Raw genomic sequence first — 20,137 nt, forward strand, 5'->3', positions numbered from 1 at the left:
CGGCGCGGCGGTGCAAAAAACGGCATGCGGAAGCGCGCCCCCTCCCGCCGCTCTCGCCCCGCCACGCGATCGCCTCGAGCGACGCCCTGCGCCACTCGTCCACCATCGATTCGATCAGCGAGACCCGATCGTCGGTCAGCGGATCGAACGAACCCGGGAATACCGCGATCGGCACAGGCGCGAAACATGCATTCGGTTTTCCGCAAAGCCCCCGCGAATCAGCGCGGTCCGTATGACGGGCGATTTCGCACTCGGAGACGCACCGTGAAGCGCATGCCATTCCGCTACGTCCGTGCCATCACCTATGCCAGCCTGCTGCTGTTTCAAGCCGAGGTACTGGCGCAGTCGCTGGACGCCCAGTCGACGCAGGAAAACATCTCCGCGCTGCGCCAGGAAGTCGACCACCACCTGAAAGAGCTGGATGCGCTCAAGCGCAGGCTCGCCGAGGAAGAAACGAATCTCACCCGCCTGAGCCGCGCGCTGGACACCCGCGAGCTCGCGAACAAGCGCGGCGCCGGCACCGGCGACACGGGCGGCACGGCGCAGCAGGCCGATACCGGCGGCGCAACCGACACCACCGGCGCGGCAGGCGGCACGGTCGGCGATGCCCAATCGGCCACCGCGGCCACCGCGGCCGCCGCGCCTCCGTCGCAACCGGTCGGCCAGGCCCCCGTGCCGGAAACCACGCCACCACCGGTTGCGCCGATCTTCGATCAGCCCGGCGTGCTGACGCCGAAGCACAAGCTCGTGATCGAGCCGTCGTTCCAGTTCAGCTATTCGTCGTCTGACCGCGTCGCCCTCGTCGGCTACACGATCATCCCGGCCTTGCTGATCGGCCTGATCGACGTGCGGGAAGTCAAGACGACCGTGCTGACCGCCGCGGTCGCGGCGCGCTACGGGATCACCAACCGGGTGGAATTCGAAATCCGCGTTCCGTACGTGTACTCGACGACCGATACCGTCAGCCGCGAGATCTTCACCGGTTCCGCGCAGGACAACGCGTTCAACAGCCACGGCCACAACATCGGCGACGTCGAAATGACGCTGCGCTACCAGTTCAACACCGGCGGCCCCGACAAGTTCTATTACATCGGCTGGCTCCGCTTCAAGACCGCCACCGGCAAGAGCCCCTTCGACGTCGTCACCGACTGCGTCACGCGCTGCGTCGGCAATGCCACCGGCACCGGCCTGCCGCTCGAACAGCCGACCGGCTCCGGTTTCTACGCGATCCAGCCGGGCCTCACGTGGCTCTTTCCGTCCGACCCGGTCGTGTTCTTCGGCAACGTCAGCTACCTGCACAGTTTCGGCCGCGACAACCTGAGCCTGACGATCCGCAACGGACAGAAGGATTTCCTCGGCAGCGTGCAGCCCGGCGACATCTGGGGGTTCAACATCGGCATGGGCCTCGCGCTGAACGAGAAGGCGTCGGTGAGTCTCGGCTACGACCAGAGCATCGTGCTGCCGACGAAACAGAACGGCCAGACGGTGCCGAGTTCGGTGCGCGTGATTCTCGGCACGCTGCTCATCGGCTACTCGTACCGGCTGTCGCCGAAAACCACGCTGAACCTGTCGATCGGCGCAGGCCTCACGCGCGACACGCCGGACGTGGCGATGACGCTGCGCATGCCGATCGCGTTCTGAGCTGAGCGCGCCGCTCGCCGGGCGTTGCTCTCGGGCCTCGCCCGCTCACCTGCCCGGCAGCGCACCGGTCAGCGCGTTGCTGATCGTCGACATGACGTTCAGGTTCTTGAACGACGACAGCGTGTTGACGGTCGTGTTGATCGTCGTCAGCGTCTGGAGGTGCTGATTGTTCAGCGTGTTCTGGATCACGGCGCCGGTCAGCGCCGGCAGCGCGCCGGGCTGTGCGGCGTTGCCGGGGCCGACCTGAAGCAACGCGCCCGCGTTCGCGGCCGCCAGCGCCTGCGCCTGTTGCGCGGTGATCCGGCTGACGTCCGGGATGTTGAAGCTGGTCGACGCGACCAGATTGCCGTTCACGAACGCAACGCGCGACACGCCGAACGACACCTTCAGGCCATCCGGCATGTCGAAGCCGCCGCGCATCGCGTCGAGACGCGCGTCGCTGAGCGCGAGCGCACCGCCTGCCGGCCAGTTGCGCTCGTCCTGCGCGCCATCGGACGTCAGCGCCGGCGCATCGCCATTCGCCTGCGCCGCACACGCGCCGGTCGCGGCCGGCGGTCCGTCCTGCATCGCCATCGCGCCCGTGGAAGCCAGCGCGCCGCACGCCATCGCGGCGATGCCGGCCAACCTTGCGTTTGCTGATCTCATGGCATTCCTCAGAAGTCGCTCGGGCCATGCTTGGGCACCACGACATAGAAAAGGCCGTCGCGATTGATCCCGGTGTAGAGCGGCGCACTCGGTGCGACGCGCCAGTCGCGCGGGTCGTTGAACGCCGCGCGCTCCGGCTTGTTGTGGATCACGAAGATCACGTGGTCCTCCCATTTCTTCTCGAAACTCGCCTGCGACATCGGCCGCGTGCCGGTCGCCGGATCGCCGACCAGCACCCGCCCGTCGCGCAGCCCTTTCACGACGACGAAATGGTGATAGCCCTGCTCGGTAATCAGCACGATCGCCGGCGTGTGCGTCTTCGCGAGCGTCTGAAGCGGCAGTTCATAGCCATCCGCGATGAAGCCGTGCGCTTCGAGAAAGCGCCGGATGTCGAGCAGCGAGAAACCCTGGTGGCGAATCTTGTTCTGATCGCCGTTCTCCCACATCTGCGCGAAGGCCGTCTGTTCGGTCATCGGATAGTCGTATTGATAGGTCAGCAGCGTCGCGACGGCGGCGGACCCGCAACTGAAGTCGTACTGCTGCTTCACGGTTCGCTTGAAACGCGCTTCCTTGAGACTCGTGACGTGCATCGCGTAGCCGGCCCCCGTCGGGTCGACCACGGTCATCTCGTCCGCCCGCGCCGCCGGGACGGATGACAGGCACGCGAGCGCCACCATCCACGCCGTCGCGGAGCGTTTCATGGCTCAGTTCCCGAAATGCACGTTGAGAACCGTGGCGTTCTGGATCAGCACGTTCGCGCCGGTATTCTGGATGACCGTCGGCAAGCCGCTCGAATTCGCGAACGACCCGTCGGCGATCGCATTCGAGCCTGTCGAAACCCGGTTCGCGACGTTGTCGGAAACGGTGCCGGTCAGGGTGTTCTGGCCGATCAGCGCATCGCCGCCCCGGTGTGCGTCGAGCTGGTCGGCACTCATCGCGACCCCGAAGCCGGCTTCGCGCGCGGCTGCCGTGTCGCCGGCAGGCCGTGCATCGCCGGCCCCGGTCGCGGACGCAACCGCAGCCGGGCCGACCAGCGCGGCAGGCAGGGCACCCGACGCAACCGCGCCGGCTGCATCGACGGCCGCGTCGCGCGGCGCGTCGGTCGCCGCCCGGGCGATCACGCCCGACAGCAGCACAGGCAATATCACCATCGAAACTGCGTTGCGGATTCGCATGGCTGTCTCCTTGGGCCCCGCGCGGGTCCGCCCGGACCACACGCGCTGTGAGCGTCGTCGGCGTGATCGCCGCGGGACATGCTTCGCCCCGCGGCGATTCGCACGACTCACCTGGACCGACCTGCCGTTTCAACGTCCGACAGTCAGGTTCGCCTGTACGGTCACGGCCTGCTGCACGAACGACGCCATGCCGCTGTTCTGGTTGGCGACCATGATGCCCGCCGCGGTCTGTCCGACGCTCGTCATCGTGTTGGACATGTTGAATGTCCCCGCGTCGACGACGTTGGCTCCGCCCGCGCCGCCCGTGCCGCCGGCGGCGCCGACGCCGGCGCCGCCGTTGCCGGTACCACCTGTGCCACCTGCACCGCCCATGCCGCCTGTCGCACCGACCGCGCCGTTGCCCGCGGTCGAGCTGCCGTTGCTAGCCATCGTCGACGAGCTGCCATTCGCCGCGCTGCCGCCCGTTCCCGCGCCACCCGCACCGCCATTGCCGGCGCTGGCTGTCGCTGCACCGCCGCTGCCGCCTGCCGCGCCGGCCGCGCCGCCCGTTCCCGACCCCAAGCCGCCGGATGCCGTCGCCGCGCCCGCCGTGCCGGCGCCGCCTGAACCGCTGCCCGAGCCGGTCCCGGCGCCGGTGCCGGTGCCGGTACCGCTACCGCTCGATGCGCTCGAGGTGCCACCGTGGTGCGTCGCGGCGCTAGCCCAACCTGCCCATCCCGAGCCTGTGCCGGAGCCATGGCCCGAGCCGCTGCCGCTGCCGCTGCCGCCTACACCGACCGACGCGGCAACCGCGCCGCCGCCCGAACCGGTCCCGGAACCGCCGCTCGCCGTGCCGCGGCCGCCGTTCCCGGCGCTGGCTGTCGTCGAGCCGCCGCCGCCGCCTCCGCCAGCATTGCCGTTGCCGGCTGTCGCGCCGCCATTGGTGGCGTTACCGGCCGTCGCGCTGCCGTTGACCGCGCTGCCGCCGCTGCCGCCCGCACCGCCCGCGCCGCCGCTGCCGCCATTGCCGCCAGTGCCGCCGTGGCCGCCAAAACCGAAACCACTGCCGCCCTTGCCGCCGCTCCCTCCGCTGGCGCTGCCGCTGTTGGTCGCCTGGTTGCCGATGCCATTGACCTGAACATTGGTCACGTAGCCGTCGAGCTTGCTGAGCGCGACGACCTTGGTGGTGTTGTAGGAATCCTGATAGACGCTTGCACCGGGCGAGACTTCATTCGCGTTGGACCCGGTACTGCTGGTCTGCGACGAGCTGACCGTGTTGGTGAGGGTGTTCGATCCGTCGTCAGACCTCTGGCTGCAAGTTGCACCCGAATCGCTACTGCATGGGTTGGCCATTGCGTAACCGCTGCATCCTAGGGCAAGGAGCGCAGCGGACGCCAATAATGTTTTGCGCATGAAATCCTCCTGAGTCAACGAGGGGCGGTTTGGCTGACTGCGCCAATCCGTGCAAGCTGACGCATTGGCAATGCCAGGCCTCCAAGCGACCGAATGCAGAAAGGGGGATTGAATTTCCGGGCAATACGAGCCGGCCGGCGGGGTCCGGCGCGCGCGATTTGTGTTTCAGCCTTGCAACGCTCCGCTCGACACGACGCCGGGGTTTTCTCGTGAGGCGGGTGAAATCCCTTTTGCATTCAAGCACCTGCCCGACCTTTCGAAGGCCGGCCTGGCAAACGCCCCATGTTTCACTTTTGACACCGATAATCCCGGCACGCAGGCCAGCCGGCCCGGCCCGATATTCGATCGCGATCGCCGACGCCTGTCGCACAAGGAGATCCGGCCGAATCATTTCCCTGAAGGAGACAAAGGCTGCGTATGCGGGCCGTTCATAAACGCGACAACCATGATCACGCGACGTGCGCTTGCCGGATGTCCGTTCGGGTCGGCGTTCGCGAGCGCGGGTCGCTTCAATGAAACCCGGCCGCCTCCGCTGGCGCCGGCCCGCCCAACGCGCGGATCGATCCGCTTGTGGCCAGCATGACCGCAAGCCCCACTGACGAATCGCCGCTCAATCCAGATAGTCGGCGTATTCCTTGTGCGAATAGATCGCGAGCATCTGCCACGGCAACGCCTCCCGCCGCGCGGACGGCGTCAGTGTCAGCTTGCGCACGACGCGGCCGTCGGCACTCCGGTATTCGACCGACAGCGGCGCCTGCAGCCGCTCGCTCCACAGGATCCGGTTCACACCCCGCGCACCGGGCGTATCCACGGCCTGCTCGTACCAGACTGTGCCGGGCGCGTCGCCGCGCTTCGCGATCGCGAGCCGCTTCAGCTGCGAAGGCGGCGTCACGTAGTACGCGTTGTCCCACGAGCCGTCGAAGCCCGTGGTTTCGTACTCGGCCGGCGGCACGCTGACGACGGTCCGGTTCGCCGCGTCCACGTATTCGATGCGTGCCGTCTTGCCGTCCCAGGTAACGTGCCGCGCGGCCGCCTGGAAATTGAAGTGCTTGTGGCCCGCGTGCGCGGCAGCCGGTTGCATGCCGGCGCGCCGGCCCGCGTCGTGATCGTGATCATGGTCGTGCGCGTCGCCCTGCCCGCCGCCCGCCGCCGCGACGGGCAGCACGCGTTCGACCCACACATGCCCGTCGCGCCGCACCATCCGTTCGCGATACAGCGTGGTGCGCGTCACGCCGTCGGCCGTCACCGTGCGGCTCTCGTGCTGCAGCACGGCGTCGAGGTCCGCCGCTGCAAAGGCGGGCAGCGTCACCCACCCGCAGGCGAGCGCACAGAGAAGCTGGCGTTTCATCGAAGATTCCCGTCCATCGTCCAGTCGCCGGGCTCAGAAACCGAACGCCGAGCGCACGAGACCGAACACCTTCGTGTTGTCGATCGTGCCCTTGAACGCCTTCGCGTCCGCGCCGTCGGCAAACAGCATCACGTCGCCGCCGCCGTGCGTTTCCGAGCCCGCGCTGCCCATCCGCACGCCGACTTCCTGCAGATACGCTTCGTTCATCGCGGTGGCCGAATCGACCGACGCGCGCACGTTCGGCCGGTTCGCGCCGTTGCCGAACACCAGCGTCGTATAGGTATTGCCGTCGGCGTCCTTGCCCGGCTGGCCGTCGCGATAGTTGCGGCTGATGTCGAGAATCGGATTGCCGCGCTTCGAATAGCCGTTGATCGTCATCGTGTGGTCGTGGTCGGCCGTCACGACGATCAGCGTATTCGACAGGTCGACCTTCGACAGCGCGACGCGGATCGCCTCGTCGAACGCCGCCGTGTCCTCGAGCGCGCGCTTCGCGTTGGTGCCGTGCAGCGCGTGATCGATGCGGCCGCCTTCGACCATCAGGAAATAGCCGTTCCCGTTCTTCGACAGCACGTCGATCGCTTTCGATGTCATGTCGGCGAGGCTCGGCTGCGTCGGGCCTTCACCCTTGCCCGCCACGCGGTCGAGTTCGTACTCGAGATGGCTCGTCGAACTGAACAGGCCGACCAGCTTGCCGTTGCCGGCCTGCGCGAGCTGATCCTTGTTCGCGACGACCGTGTAGCCCTTCGCCTTCATCTCGTCGAGCAGGTTGCGCCCGTCCGCGCGCCCGCGCTTGTTGGCCACCGGATCGAACGGCGTCCAGTGGTTGCGGCCGCCGCCCATCAGCACGTCGACGCCGTCGCCGAGCGCAGCGTTGTAGCCGGCGCCGCCCGGTGCGGCCTGCGCGGCGATGGCGTACTGCGCATCGCGATGACAGATGTGCGAATAGGTCGCGGCCGGCGTCGCGTGCGTGAGCTCGGTCGTCGTGATCGCGCCGACTGCCTTGCCGCGCGCCTTCGCCAGCTCCAGCAGCGTCGCGACCGGCTGGCCGTTGCCCGACGCGCAGTTGTTGACGGTCTTGTTGCCGTTGACGTCGCTGCCCGGCGCGACCGCGCGCGTGTCGGACGACATCGACAGCACTTCGTTGTTCATCTTCACGCCGGTCATGTACGCGGCCATCGACGGCGCGCTGTCGGTCGTCTGCGCGTCGTTCGAGAACGTCTTGACGCGCGCGGTGCGGGCCAGCTTCTCCATCGTCAGTTGTCCCGATTCACCGGCCTTGTAGATCCGGCTCGCCGTGACGGTCGTCGGCCCCATGCCGTCGCCGAGAAAGAAGATCACGTTCTTCGCCTGGCCGGCGGCCTGCGCCGCGCCGCATGCGAAACCCACGACGGCCAGCGCCGCCGCGATGCATTTGATGGTCGACATCCTGTATTCCCCTGTACCCGTGTGGTCGGCGCTCAAAGCTGCACCGCGTTGCGCACCAGCTCGAAGACCTTGTTGTTCTCGATCACGCCATGGAACGCATCCGCGCCGCGACCGATCGCCCCGAGGAACACATCGGTGCCGCCGTGCGTCTCGCTGCCCTTGTCCATCCGCACGACCGCCTCCTGGCGATAATCGTCGGCGCCCGTCACCGCGTCGGTGAGCGCGGTGCCCGCGCGGCTGCCCTGCACGCGGTTCTCGCCGTTGCCGAAGCCGATGATCGTGTACGGCGCGCCGTCCGCATCCTTCGCGATCGCGCCCGTCTGGTAGCTGCGCAACACGCCCAGCACGCCGGGCTTGCCCGCTTCGGTCTTGCCGGTGCGCGCCGAATAGCCGTTCAGCACCAGCGTGTGATCGTGATCGGCCGTGACGACGATCAGCGTGTTCTTCAGGTCGGGATCGGTCTTGCGCACCTTGTCGAGCGTCGCCTTGATCGCGTTGTCGAACGCGACCGTGTCCTGCAGCGCGCGCTTCGCATTGGTGTCGTGCAGCGCGTGATCGATCCGGCCGCCCTCGACCATCAGGAAATAGCCGTTCGGGTTGTTCTGCAGCACGTCGAGCGCGCGCGTCGCCATGTCGGTGAGGCTCGGTTCCCGGGTCGCGCCGCGATCGAGGTCGTAGCTCATGTGGCTCGACGAGAACAGGCCGACCAGCTTGCCGCTCTTCGTCGCATCCGCGGCCAGCAGGTCGTCGCGGTTCTGCGCGAACGCATAGCCCTTCGCCTTCAGTTCGTTGACGAGATTGCGCCCGTCGGTGCGCTTGCCGCCACCGTCCTTCGGCACGAAGAATTGCGTGCCGCCGCCGAGCACGACGTCGACGCCATCGCCCAGCGCGCCGTTGTAGCCCGCGCCGCCCGGCACGAGCTGGGCCGCGATGTCGTTTTCGGCATCGCGATGGCACACGTGCGCGTATGTCGCGGCGGGCGTCGCATGCGTGACGCGCGTGGTCGTCACGACACCGGTGGCCATCCCCTTCGCCTTCGCGATCTCGAGCAGCGTCGATACCGACTTGCCGTTGTTCGCGCCGCAGTTGCCGGTGAGACCGGTACTCGGTTCGATCGCCTTCGTGTCGGGCGACATCGAGATCACCTCGTTGTTGGTCTTGACGCCGGTCATGTACGCCGACATCGACGGCGCGCTGTCGGTCACCTGCGCGTCGTTCGAATAGGTCTTCACGAATGCGGATTCGGGCAGCGTGTCGATCGTGAGCGCGCCGTCTTCACCGACCGCATAGATGCGCGCGGCCGTCAGCGTCGTCATTCCCATGCCGTCGCCGAGGAAGAAGATCACGTTGCGCGCCGCCGCCCGCACGGGCGCGGGCGTCGAGCCGGTCGGGCCGTCGTCGCTGTTGCAGCCGGCCAGTACGAAGGCGCCGATACAGAGCAGCGCCGCCATTTTGATTCGATTCATGTTGCCGATCCCCCCCGCCATTGATGCTTTCGAAATGAAAGGCGATGGTAGGAACCCGATGTGACGGCAATATGAATGGAAACTGGAAGGATCGGTATGGCTTATGAAAGCATGTGACGCGGCACCCCATGCCCGGGTGCCCCGCGCGCGACGGCGTCAACCCGCGTATTCGACGGCGGCGCTGCGCACCGTCACGATGCGCGCAGGCGGAATATTTGCCCAGACGATACGGCTACCGCAGGCAACAAATGCCGAATCGCCCAACGGATGCCGGCCGGGCGGGCGCAAGTCGTAGGTGAACTGAATCATCACGCCGTCGGCCGACAGCACGCGCTGGCACTGATCGACGATCGCCGCCACATCCTGGCGCGGCAACGTGCGCAGCGGCAGGCAGGACACGATCGCATCGACCGGCGCATCGGGCGGCAGCAGCCGCTCGAGCTGCCGCGCGTCGCCCGACACGATCGAGATCCCGGGAAAGCGGCGTCGCAGGTGCTGCACGAACGCCGGCGACCGCTCGACCACGACGAGGCGGCCTGGCGCGACGCCGCGTTCGAGCAACGCGGCGGTGATCGCACCGGTACCGCCGCCGAGCTCGACGACGAGCCCGTCACCGTCCGGCACCGCAGCGGCCATCTCGCGCGCCAGATGCCGCGAACTCGGGCACAACGCGCCCACCGCGGCCGGGCGGCCGACCCACTCGCGCACGAACAGTGCCGAGACACGCAACGCATTCGGCCAGATCATCGGCCGGCCTTGCGCGGTTGCGCGTTCAGCTTCGACGTGCCGATGACTGCAGGCAACAGGGTTACGACGACACGGGGCTCTTTCACGTGCATCCTCCTGAACAAATCGGTCTGCCGCGCAAGCGCGGCGGTCAATCGATTCTATGAAATGCTGACTTAAGGCGACGTGAAGATTGTCCCTGATTGCGTCGCGATGCGAGCCGTGCCGCCCGCAACGTCACCGCAGGTTGGTCCGCGCCAGCTCGACGATCTCGTCGCCGCGCCCGCTCAGGATCGCGCGCAGCATGAACAGGCTGAAGCCCTTTGCATGCGCGATCTCGATCTTCGGCGGCATCGCGAGTTCGTACTTCGACGTGACGACGTCGACGACCGCCGGCCCGTCGTGCGCGAACGCGGTGCGCAGCGCGTGCTCGACGTTCTCCGAATGCTCGACGCGCACGCTGAAGATGCCCGCGCCCTTCGCGATCGCCGCGAAGTCGGTCGGGCTCAGGTCGACGTTCGTGTCGAGATAGCCGGCCGCCTTCAGCTCCATCGACACGAAGCCGAGCAGGCTGTTGTTGTAGACGACGATCTTGATCGGCAGGTTGAGCTGGCGCGCGGTCAGCAGGTCGCCGAGCAGCATCGACAGCCCGCCGTCGCCCGACAGCGACACGACCTGCCGCCCCGGATGCGCGCCCTGCGCGCCGAGCGCCTGCGGCATCGCGTTCGCCATCGAGCCGTGATTGAACGAGCCGTGCAGCTGGCGCTTGCCGTTCATCGTCAGGTAGCGCGCGGCCCACAGCGTCGGCGTGCCGACGTCGGCCGTAAAGATCGCGTCGTCGGCCGCGACTTCGTCGACGATCTTCGTCAGGTATTGCGGGTGGATCGCGCGGCCCGGCGGCTCGGCCACCGCCAGATCGTCGAGCCCCTTGCGCGCTGCCGCGTAGTGCTTCAGCGCATTCTCGAGGAAGCGCCGCTGCGTCTTGCGCGCGACGCGCGGCAGCAGCGCCGCGATCGTTTCCTTCACGGTGCCGACGAGCCCGAGCGCGAGCGGCGCGCGATGACCGAGCTGCGAGCCCTTCCAGTCGATCTGCGCGATCTTCGCATTCGTCGGATAGAACGGCCGGTACGGGAAGTCCGTGCCGAGCATCAGCAGCGTGTCGCACGACTCCATCGCGTGATAGCCCGAGCTGAAGCCGATCAGCCCCGTCATCCCGACGTCGAACGGGTTGTCCCATTCCACGAACTGCTTGCCGCGCAGCGCATGCACGACCGGCGCGCCGAGCAGGTCGGCCAGCGCGACCACTTCGTCGTGCGCGCCCTGCGTGCCGCTGCCGCACAGCAGCGTGACCGCGTCCGACGCATTGAGCAGCGCCGCGAGCCGGTCGAGATCGGCGTCCGCCGGCAGGATCGACGGCGGCGCCGATTCGCTCCACGCAGGCAGCTCGTCCGGGCCGTCGCCGAGCGCGATGTCGCCCGGCAGCACGATCACCGCGACGCCGCGCGCCTCGATCGCGGTGCGCATCGCGCGCGCGAGCACGCGCGGGAACTGCGACGCGTTGGTCACGAGTTCGGCGAAATGGCTGCACTCGCGGAACAGCTCCTGCGGATGGGTTTCCTGGAAGTAGCCGAGGCCGATCTCGGTCGACGGAATGTGCGCGGCGATCGCGAGCACCGGCTGGTGATTGCGGTGGCAGTCGTAGAGGCCGTTGATCAGGTGCAGGTTGCCCGGGCCGCAGCTGCCCGCGCAGACCGCGAGCCGCCCGGTCGACGCGGCATCCGCGCCCGCGGCGAACGCGGCGCTTTCCTCGTGCCGCGTATGCATCCAGCGGATCGAGCCGATCTGGCTCAGGCTGAACGACAAGCCGTTCAGGCTGTCTCCCGTCACGCCCCAGATGCGCTCGATGCCCGCTGCCGCCAGCGTCTTCGCCAGGTATTCCGCCATCGTCTGTCTAGCCATCATGCCCTCGCTCGTTGATCGGTCGTCACACGATTGATCCGGCAACGGCAGCCGCCGTCGCCGCTGACGGGACGAGCATACGCGATCGTGCCGAGCGGCGTCGTGACGACGCAGGCGCCCTACGCGGCAACGCGGCAGCGATCGGACGGACGGCAGTCCGCCCCTTTCGACAGCGTCGGGCAATCGCCGGCGCTTTGTCGTCGTTGCGCCTGAAGCCTGAAGCCTGAAGCCGGACGGGCACCGGCGGCCCCGCGCTCAGCTCCAGTCCGACGCCGACTCGTCAGGATCGACGAGCGTGAGCCCCGCCGCCGGCAGCGGCAGCGCGGTCTTGTAGCGCACCTGCTTCAGCGCGAAGCTCGACCGGATGTTCGACACACCGGGAATCGTGGTCAACCGCTCGATGATGAAGCGCTCGAGCGTGCGCATGTCCGGCATCACGACGCGCAGCAGATAGTCGGCGTCGCCCGACATCAGGTAGCACTCCATCACCTCGGGCCGCTGCGAGATCGCTTCCTCGAAACGCTGCAGCGCGTCCTCGACCTGCTTCTCGAGGCTGACCTGGATGAACACGTTGATCCGCAGCCCGAGCGGTTCTGGATCGAGCAGCGTGACCTGTTGCCGGAACAGCCCGAGCTTCTCCAGCGCGCGCACGCGGTTGAAGCACGGCGTGGCCGACAGGTTCACCGCGCGCGCGAGTTCCGCGTTCGTGATGCGTGCGTTCTGCTGCAACTGGTTCAGGATGCCGATGTCGATGCGGTCGAGCCGCCGCGGGTTTGCGCTCATGGTCGAAATATTCCGGAAGAGTGGCCACAACCGGAATATTTACACTATCGGCGCGCGAATTCCCAATGAAATCAGACGCATATTTTGCGGATCGGCGGGTAGCATGATCCAACCGATTGCCACTGATTGCACGCCGCTCCGAACCGGCGTGCGGGAGACCTGCGATGACGGACCTGTCGAACGGAATCGACGCCACGCGGCGCGCGGGCGCGGCACATGCCGACGCCGACCCGGAAGAAACCGCCGAATGGCTGGAGGCGCTCGACGCCGTCGTCGCGCACGTCGGCAAGGAGCGCGCGCAGTACCTGCTCGGCCGGCTCGCCGCGCATGCGCACACGCGCGGGCTCGCGGCGCCGCGTGGCCCCGTCACGCCGTACCTGAACACGATCGCCGCGCACGAACAGCCGCCCTACCCGGGCGACGCCGATCTCGAGGAACGGCTGTCCGCCGCGCTGCGCTGGAACGCGCTCGCGATGGTCGTGCGCGCGAACCGGGCCTACGGCGAACTCGGCGGCCACATCGCGAGCTACGCGTCGGCGTCCGACCTGTTCGAGGTCGGCTTCAACCATTTCTTCCGCGCGGCGCCGGCCGACGCGGGCGCAGGTCACGACAGCGGCCCGGGCGGCGATCTCGTGTACTTCCAGCCGCATTCGTCGCCGGGCGTCTATGCGCGCGCGTATCTCGAAGGCTTTCTCGGCGAAGACCATCTCACGCACTACCGCCGCGAAATCGCCGGGCCCGGGCTGTGTTCGTATCCGCATCCGTGGCTGATGCCGGACTTCTGGCAATTCCCGACCGGCTCGATGGGCATCGGCCCGATCAACGCGATCTACCAGGCGCGCTTCATGCGCTACCTGCAGCATCGCGGGCTCGCGAACACCGCCGGCCGCACCGTGTGGGGCTTCTTCGGCGACGGCGAGATGGACGAACCCGAATCGCTCGGCGCGCTGTCGCTCGCCGCGCGCGAAGGGCTCGACAACCTCGTGTTCGTGATCAACTGCAACCTGCAGCGGCTCGACGGCCCGGTGCGCGGCAACGGCCGCGTGATCGACGAACTCGAGGCGCTGTTCGCCGGCGCCGGCTGGAACACGATCAAGGTGCTGTGGGGTTCCGACTGGGATCCGCTGTTCGCACGCGATCACGCGGGCGCCCTCGCGCGCGCGTTCGCCGACACCGTCGACGGCCAGTTCCAGACCTTCTCCGCGAACGACGGCGCGTACAACCGCGCGCGCTTCTTCAGCCGCGACCCGGCGCTCGAGGCGCTCGCCGCGCAGCTCACCGACGCCGACATCGACCGCCTGCGCCGCGGCGGCCACGATGCGCGCAAGCTGCACGCCGCTTATGCACGCGCGCTCGCCCATCGCGGCCAGCCGACCGTGATCCTCGCGAAGACGATGAAGGGGTACGGGATGGGCACGGCCGGCCAGGGGCGGATGACGACCCATCAGCAGAAGAAACTCGACGTCGACGACCTGCAGGCGTTCCGCGACCGTTTCCGGCTGCCGCTGTCGGACCACGACGTCGAGCAGCTCACGTTCTACAAACCGGCCGAAGACAGCCCCGAGATGCGCTACCTGCATGCTCGCCGGGCTGCCCTGGGCGGCTATCTGCCCAGAAGGCGGATGGCGGCGTCGCGGGGATTGACCGTCCCGCCGACGCCGGCCTGGGGGGCGTTCGCGCTGGATGCGGCGGGGCGCGAGATGTCGACGACGATGGCGCTCGTGCGGATGCTCGCCGCGCTGCTGAAGGATCCCGAACTCGGCCCGCGCGTGGTGCCGATCGTCGCCGACGAGGCGCGCACGTTCGGGATGGCGAGCCTGTTCCGGCAGGTCGGCATCTATTCGCCGCTCGGACAGCGCTACGAACCCGAGGATCTCGGCTCGATGCTCTACTACCGCGAGGACACGCGCGGCCAGATTCTCGAGGAAGGGATTTCGGAAGCCGGCGCGGTGTCGTCGTGGATCGCCGCCGCGACCGCGTACAGCGTGCACGACCTGCCGATGCTGCCGTTCTACATCTACTACTCGATGTTCGGCTTCCAGCGGATCGGCGACCTGATCTGGGCCGCCGCCGACCAGCGCTCGCGCGGCTTCCTCGTCGGCGCGACGTCGGGCCGCACGACGCTCGGCGGCGAGGGCCTGCAGCACCAGGACGGCAGCAGCCATCTCGCCGCGTCGGCGATTCCGAACTGCCGCGCGTACGATCCGGCGTTCGCATACGAAGTCGCGACGATCGTCGATGCGGGCATGCGCGAGATGGTCGAGCAGCAGCGCGACGTGTTCTATTACGTGACCGTCATGAACGAAAACTACGCGCAACCGTCGATGCCCGACGACGATCGGGCCGCACGTCGCGCAGGCATCCTGAAGGGCATGCACCGGCCGCCGTCCGCGTCGAACGCGACCGCGCGCGTGCAGTTGCTCGGCGCGGGGGCGATCCTCGGCGAAGTGCTGGCCGCGCAGCGGATGCTGAAGGACGACTGGGGTATCGATGCGGCCGTCTGGAGCGTCACGAGCTTCAGCGAACTGCAGCGCGACGGGATGGAGGCCGAGCGGCTGTCGCGGCTCGGCGACGGATCGGCTTCGCCGTATGTCACGCGGATGCTCGAAGGAACGCAGGGCCCGGCGGTCGCCGCGACCGACTATGTGCGCGCAGTGCCCGAGCTGATCCGCGCCTACGTGCCGCGCCGCTACGTGACGCTCGGCACCGACGGGTTCGGGCGCAGCGACACGCGCGACGCACTGCGCGCGTTCTTCGAGGTCGATCGCGCGAGCATCGTGCTCGCCGCGCTGAAGGCGCTTGCCGATGACGGTGAACTCGATGCGGCGATGCTGCACACGGCGCGCGAACGGCTCGGCAAGACGGTGCGGCAGCCTGGCGGCGCGCCTTGGCAACGCTGAGCGCACACGCAATGTTGTCGAGCGCCTTTTCGGCCGTATCGAGCATTCTCGTCGAGTCTCCACTCGACACATTTCCCGCGAGATAGTCGCGGAACACGAGCACGCAATTTGAGATGGTGGGCGAAGACGAATAGGTAGAATAAGTCGATTCGTCAGGAGAATTGCCCGTGGCAACACCGAGATGTTTGAGCTTTTCGGAAGTGTTTCAAGCCAACATGACCGCGCTGCACATGCCGGTTCCCACAACGCTATTCGCGACCCTGGAAACAGCGGTGGCGAGTGTCAGCACGATGATGGGCGCGCTGAACAAGCTAGGTCCGGATGCGACGGTCGCGGAATTGCTTGGCGCGACCACAAAACTCGAAGTGGCAACCGTCGTTGGGGCGATCCTCGGCAGCGCCTATCTGGGCGCGGTCATCGCTAGCCTGATGGTCGCGACAGATGCTGCGTCGGCATGCGGCATCGGCAAACACGGCAGCAACCTGTCCCTGGCGGTCGCGCAATGGGGCGCACGCCACCACCTTGCGGTTCATCCGTTGATCATGGCGCAAATCCTGCGGCATCCCGAAGTGCTCGCGCCCGGCCCGCATAGCTATCTCGGGTTGAAGGCAAACACTGCAATCCGGGGTGCGCGATGAAGTGGATCGTGGATCGCTTGCTTCTCATCGTCACGGCGTTGATTTGCGCCGCCGTGGGATGGACCATCATCGCCGCGACCGGCGAATGGTTTCCCACCCTGATGATGTTGATCGCGTTCGCTACGCTATGGGGCGATAACGCACGACTGCGAAAGCTGCTGGAACAAAACGGCATCGACCCGAGACGGCGCAAGCGGTAGCGAGTCGATTGGTCACGGCGACGAGCAAGGCCATGCCTGTACCGCCGCGTTCGAGCGCGTGGAGATTGGCTCTTGGTCATGCGGCGTCGCAGGTGAGTCTCCGTGTGCCCATCGTGCTCACTTCGTTTTTCCCGCATGCCGCCAACACAGCATGCGCGGCCAGCCGCATCGCGATGCGCTACACCGGCAGCGCATGCGTCGACAGAATCTCCTTGAGCACCATGAACGAGCGCACCTGCCGCACACCGGGCAGGTACAACAGCTGTTCCGCGTGCAGGCGGTTGAAGCTCTCGTTGTCGCGCGTGCGAACCAGCATGAAGTAGTCGAATTCGCCGGTCACCACGTGGCATTCGACGCACCCCGACACTTTCTGCGCGGCCTTCTCGAATTCGGCGAACGCCTCCGGCGTCGAACGATCGAGCACGAAGCCGATCACGACCAGCATCCCGGCACCGAGCGGCTTCGGGTCGAGCAGCGCGACGATGCCGCGGATCAACCCCATCTCCTTCAGCCGCTCGACGCGCCGCAGACACGCCGGCGCGCTCAGCTTCACCTTCGCGGCGAGGCTCACGTTCGAGATCGACGCGTCCTGCTGCAACTGCCGCAGGATCGCGCGATCGATACGATCAAGCGCCGGCGCGGCGTCAGTCGGCAATGCACTGCCCCGATCTAATTTCATTGCGCCTTACCTCCGTTTCACGAACCAAAATTATTCATTCGATCTTCATCCCATCGATAACGTAGGTCTACACGGTTAATTTCGCAAGCTCATTTCGCGCGGTTCTGCCTATCATTTTTCCATCGGAACACGGCGTGCCGGCCGCACCCGACCGATGCGAATTCCCGCCCACCGCCTTTCGGAGCTTGTCGATGAACCTGCAACGTTTCTCCCGTTATCCGCTCACGTTCGGCCCGACGCCGATCCAGCCGCTCAAGCGCCTGAGCACGCACCTCGGCGGCAAGGTCGAGCTGTATGCGAAGCGCGAGGACTGCAACAGCGGCCTCGCGTTCGGCGGCAACAAGACGCGCAAGCTCGAATACCTCGTCCCCGACGCGCTCGCGCAAGGCGCCGACACGCTCGTGTCGATCGGTGGCGTGCAGTCGAACCAGACCCGCCAGGTCGCGGCCGTCGCCGCGCATCTCGGGATGAAGTGCGTGCTCGTGCAGGAGCACTGGGTCAACTACGAAGACCCGGTGTACGACCGCGTCGGCAACATCCAGCTGTCGCGGATGATGGGCGCCGACGTGCGGCTCGTGTCCGACGGCTTCGACATCGGCATTCGCCGCAGCTGGGAAGAAGCGATGGAGAGCGTGCGACAGGCGGGCGGCAAGCCGTATCCGATTCCGGCCGGGTGTTCCGAGCATCCGCTCGGCGGGCTCGGGTTCGTCGGCTTCGCGGAAGAAGTGCGCGAGCAGGAAGCGCAGCTCGGCTTCAAGTTCGATTACGTCGTGGTCTGCTCGGTCACGGGCAGCACGCAGGCGGGGATGGTCGTCGGCTTCGCGGCCGACGGACGCGCGGATCGCGTGATCGGCATCGACGCGTCGGCGACACCCGAGCGCACGCACGAGCAGATCACGCGCATCGCACGGCACACGGCCGAGCTGGTCGGGCTGGGGCGCGATATCGACGAGAAGGACGTCGTGCTCGACACGCGCTATGCCGGACCGGAATACGGACTGCCGAACGACGGCACGCTGGAGGCGATTCGTCTGTGTGCTCGGCTGGAAGGAATGCTGACCGATCCCGTCTATGAAGGGAAATCGATGCACGGGATGATCGACAAGGTGCGGCGCGGCGAATTCGAGCCGGGGTCGAAGGTGCTGTATGCGCATCTCGGCGGCGTGCCGGCGTTGAGCGCTTACGCGGAGATCTTCCGCAACGGCTGATGTGCATCAGGCGTCGATCCGGCGCACGATTGCATGCGTCACGAGGTCGCGGCGGCCCGTGCGGAGATTGTCCGCATCGGGCCGCGATCGCTTTGCGATTGGGCGCAATTCGCGTCCCCCGCTCCCCGCCATTTCCGCGACTCGTCCCGGCAAGAAGAACGGACCATACGGATCGGTATCAGATCATTCGTACATGTACTACCTCCTGAGGGTGTCATTTAGTAGGCGTTCTATTTAAATCAGTACCCCACTTACCGAAAATTGACCCGGTCGATTCGATCGCAACGTTTCGCAAACATTCGCGCAATGCGAACGCGAATCCGAAAGCACCGGCGCAATGCGCCCGACCGACAGCAAATCAAGCAGCGCCCCCGTCCACCGATTGCCAATTCCGCGCAATGAAGCAGCCGCCTCCGGCATCCGCCGGATGTGCCTTCTTGCCTGCTGGATCGGGATGGAAACCGGCGCAGGGTCAACCAGAACGGTAGCAACAGGGGTATATGGATACGTCTTTCGAAGCACGACGCGGGCATGCGTCGCAGAACGCCGGAGGGGCGATCGCCAGGGTTTCCGACGTCGTGCTGATTTCGGCGGGCGCGCTTGCCGCAACGCTGGTTTCGCCCATCCCCGAACCCGGCGGGGCCGCGGAACTCGCGAACGTCGCCTGCGCGGCAACGTTCGCGCTGATGCTGTTTCCCGCGTTCCGCCTTTATCACGTGCCGGCCGGCCGGTCGAAATACCGCGCCGCCGCCGTCACCGCCTTCGCATGGCTGCTTGCCCAGGCCAGCGCCGCGTTCGTGATGCGCGCCCTCCCTCCCGCACTGAACGTTTCGCCCTACTGGCATCTGCTGTGGACGGCCCTGAGCGGCATCGCACTCGTCGCGTCGCGGCTCGCCGCCCGCACGACGCTCGACCGGATCGCGCGCGCCCAGGACGGTGACCGCCTCGTCGCCGTCGTCGGCGCGGGCACGCATCGCGACGCCGTGCTCGACCGCATCGGCCGGCTGCCGTCGGCCGGCTTTCGCGCGGCGGCGACACTCGACTTCGGCGTCGTGACACACGGCGACCGCGTCGATGTCCGGTCCTTTCACTCGCTCGACGCGTTCGCACGACACGTCCGCGCGCAAGCGATTCCCGAAGTCTGGCTCGCGTTGCCGATCGACGAGGCCCGCACCGTGATGGCCGTGCTCGATGCGTTCCGCGACGATCTCGTCAACATCCGGCTCGTGCCGGACGTCAGCAAGCTCGCGATGTTCGACGGCGAAATGATCGACCTGGTCGGCGCGCCCGCGATCAACCTCGTCGCGTCGCCGCTGTCGTCCCGCGCGCTGTTGCAGAAGGCCGTCTTCGACCGGCTGTTCGCGGCCGCCGTCCTGACCTGCACCGCCCCGCTGCTGCTCGTGATCGCGCTGGCGATCCGGCTGTCGTCGAAGGGGCCCGTCCTGTTCCGGCAGCGGCGCAAGGGCGCCAACGGCAAGTCGTTCACGATCATCAAGTTCCGCACGATGCGGCTGCACGACGATCATCGCGCAGTGCGGCAGGCGACGCGGGACGATCCACGCGTCACCCGGATCGGGGCATTCCTGCGCCGCACGAGCCTCGACGAGATGCCGCAGTTCGTCAACGTGCTGCGCGGCGAGATGTCCGTCGTCGGGCCGCGCCCCCATGCGCTCGAACACGACGACCTGTACCGGAAGATCGTCGACGGCTACATCCACCGCTATCGCGTCAAGCCGGGCATCACCGGCTGGGCGCAGATCAACGGCCTGCGCGGCGAAACCGATCGCGTCGAGAAGATGCAGCGCCGCGTCGAAGCCGATCTCTACTACTTGCGCAACTGGTCCTTCGCCCTCGACATGCGCATCGTCATGGCCACCGTCCTGCGCGGCTGGACCCACAGCAACGCGTACTGACACGCATGCGGCGCCTGCTCGAACGGCCGCCGATTCAAA

The 20,137-nt window shown here is 67.2% G+C and carries 17 protein-coding genes; 6 read left to right on the plus strand and 11 right to left on the minus strand.

What is annotated here, in order from left to right; translation table 11 throughout:
- Positions 1–264: 264 nt before the first annotated feature.
- Positions 265–1,641: an acetate kinase gene (locus tag DIE06_RS12000; protein ID WP_124661608.1), complete on the plus strand. Its 1,377-nt coding sequence runs from the start codon at positions 265–267 to the stop codon at positions 1,639–1,641.
- 45 nt (positions 1,642–1,686) lie between these two features.
- Here DIE06_RS12000 and DIE06_RS12005 read toward each other — a convergent pair whose 3' ends face one another.
- The 10 genes from DIE06_RS12005 to DIE06_RS12050 all read right to left on the minus strand — a co-directional run bounded on the left by DIE06_RS12005 (position 1,687) and on the right by DIE06_RS12050 (position 12,560).
- Entirely contained in the window at positions 1,687–2,286 is a 600-nt protein-coding gene (locus tag DIE06_RS12005) for a hypothetical protein (RefSeq protein WP_260433599.1), read from the minus strand.
- A gap of 8 nt (positions 2,287–2,294) precedes the next feature.
- Positions 2,295–2,987: a C39 family peptidase gene (locus DIE06_RS12010; RefSeq protein ID WP_260433600.1), complete on the minus strand. Its 693-nt coding sequence runs from the start codon at positions 2,985–2,987 to the stop codon at positions 2,295–2,297.
- 3 nt (positions 2,988–2,990) lie between these two features.
- On the minus strand, positions 2,991–3,437 hold the full coding sequence (locus DIE06_RS38970; RefSeq protein WP_260433601.1) for a hypothetical protein: 447 nt from the start codon (positions 3,435–3,437) through the stop codon (positions 2,991–2,993).
- A gap of 153 nt (positions 3,438–3,590) precedes the next feature.
- On the minus strand, positions 3,591–4,853 hold the full coding sequence (locus tag DIE06_RS12020; RefSeq protein ID WP_124661610.1) for a hypothetical protein: 1,263 nt from the start codon (positions 4,851–4,853) through the stop codon (positions 3,591–3,593).
- Positions 4,854–5,463: 610 nt separating this feature from the next.
- On the minus strand, positions 5,464–6,201 hold the full coding sequence (locus DIE06_RS12025; protein WP_124661611.1) for a hypothetical protein: 738 nt from the start codon (positions 6,199–6,201) through the stop codon (positions 5,464–5,466).
- A 33-nt stretch (positions 6,202–6,234) separates the two neighbouring features.
- Entirely contained in the window at positions 6,235–7,626 is a 1,392-nt protein-coding gene (locus DIE06_RS12030) for an alkaline phosphatase (RefSeq protein WP_124661612.1), read from the minus strand.
- Positions 7,627–7,658: 32 nt separating this feature from the next.
- Positions 7,659–9,092: an alkaline phosphatase gene (locus DIE06_RS12035; RefSeq protein WP_124661613.1), complete on the minus strand. Its 1,434-nt coding sequence runs from the start codon at positions 9,090–9,092 to the stop codon at positions 7,659–7,661.
- A 156-nt stretch (positions 9,093–9,248) separates the two neighbouring features.
- A complete protein-coding gene (locus tag DIE06_RS12040; protein ID WP_124661614.1) occupies positions 9,249–9,839 on the minus strand; it encodes a class I SAM-dependent methyltransferase in 591 nt (196 codons plus the stop codon).
- A gap of 216 nt (positions 9,840–10,055) precedes the next feature.
- Positions 10,056–11,777, minus strand: a complete 1,722-nt coding sequence (poxB, locus tag DIE06_RS12045; RefSeq protein ID WP_124661705.1) for a ubiquinone-dependent pyruvate dehydrogenase — start codon at positions 11,775–11,777, stop codon at positions 10,056–10,058.
- Between the two features lie 255 nt (positions 11,778–12,032).
- A complete protein-coding gene (locus DIE06_RS12050; RefSeq protein ID WP_050017644.1) occupies positions 12,033–12,560 on the minus strand; it encodes an Lrp/AsnC family transcriptional regulator in 528 nt (175 codons plus the stop codon).
- Positions 12,561–12,724: 164 nt separating this feature from the next.
- On the opposite strand from DIE06_RS12050, the gene mdeB reads away from it, so the two are divergent.
- The 3 genes from mdeB to DIE06_RS12065 all read left to right on the plus strand — a co-directional run bounded on the left by mdeB (position 12,725) and on the right by DIE06_RS12065 (position 16,298).
- Positions 12,725–15,460 (plus strand): alpha-ketoglutarate dehydrogenase, encoded by a 2,736-nt coding sequence (gene mdeB, locus DIE06_RS12055; protein ID WP_124661615.1) that lies wholly within the window; start codon positions 12,725–12,727, stop codon positions 15,458–15,460.
- A gap of 167 nt (positions 15,461–15,627) precedes the next feature.
- Entirely contained in the window at positions 15,628–16,098 is a 471-nt protein-coding gene (locus DIE06_RS12060; protein WP_260433602.1) for a hypothetical protein, read from the plus strand.
- Positions 16,095–16,298 carry a hypothetical protein gene (locus DIE06_RS12065; protein ID WP_124615197.1) on the plus strand — a complete coding sequence of 68 codons (204 nt, stop codon included), beginning with the start codon at positions 16,095–16,097 and terminating at the stop codon, positions 16,296–16,298. Before DIE06_RS12060 ends, DIE06_RS12065 begins: the two co-directional genes overlap by 4 nt.
- Positions 16,299–16,476: 178 nt before the next feature.
- Here DIE06_RS12065 and DIE06_RS12070 read toward each other — a convergent pair whose 3' ends face one another.
- Positions 16,477–16,977, minus strand: a complete 501-nt coding sequence (locus DIE06_RS12070; RefSeq protein ID WP_124661616.1) for an Lrp/AsnC family transcriptional regulator — start codon at positions 16,975–16,977, stop codon at positions 16,477–16,479.
- 191 nt (positions 16,978–17,168) lie between these two features.
- On the opposite strand from DIE06_RS12070, the gene DIE06_RS12075 reads away from it, so the two are divergent.
- A complete protein-coding gene (locus DIE06_RS12075; RefSeq protein ID WP_124661617.1) occupies positions 17,169–18,185 on the plus strand; it encodes a 1-aminocyclopropane-1-carboxylate deaminase in 1,017 nt (338 codons plus the stop codon).
- Positions 18,186–18,685: 500 nt separating this feature from the next.
- Positions 18,686–20,098 carry an undecaprenyl-phosphate glucose phosphotransferase gene (locus tag DIE06_RS12080; RefSeq protein ID WP_124661618.1) on the plus strand — a complete coding sequence of 471 codons (1,413 nt, stop codon included), beginning with the start codon at positions 18,686–18,688 and terminating at the stop codon, positions 20,096–20,098.
- Positions 20,099–20,137: the final 39 nt, after the last annotated feature.

This window comes from Burkholderia sp. Bp8998 (assembly GCF_003854235.1).
Lineage (GTDB): Bacteria > Pseudomonadota > Gammaproteobacteria > Burkholderiales > Burkholderiaceae > Burkholderia.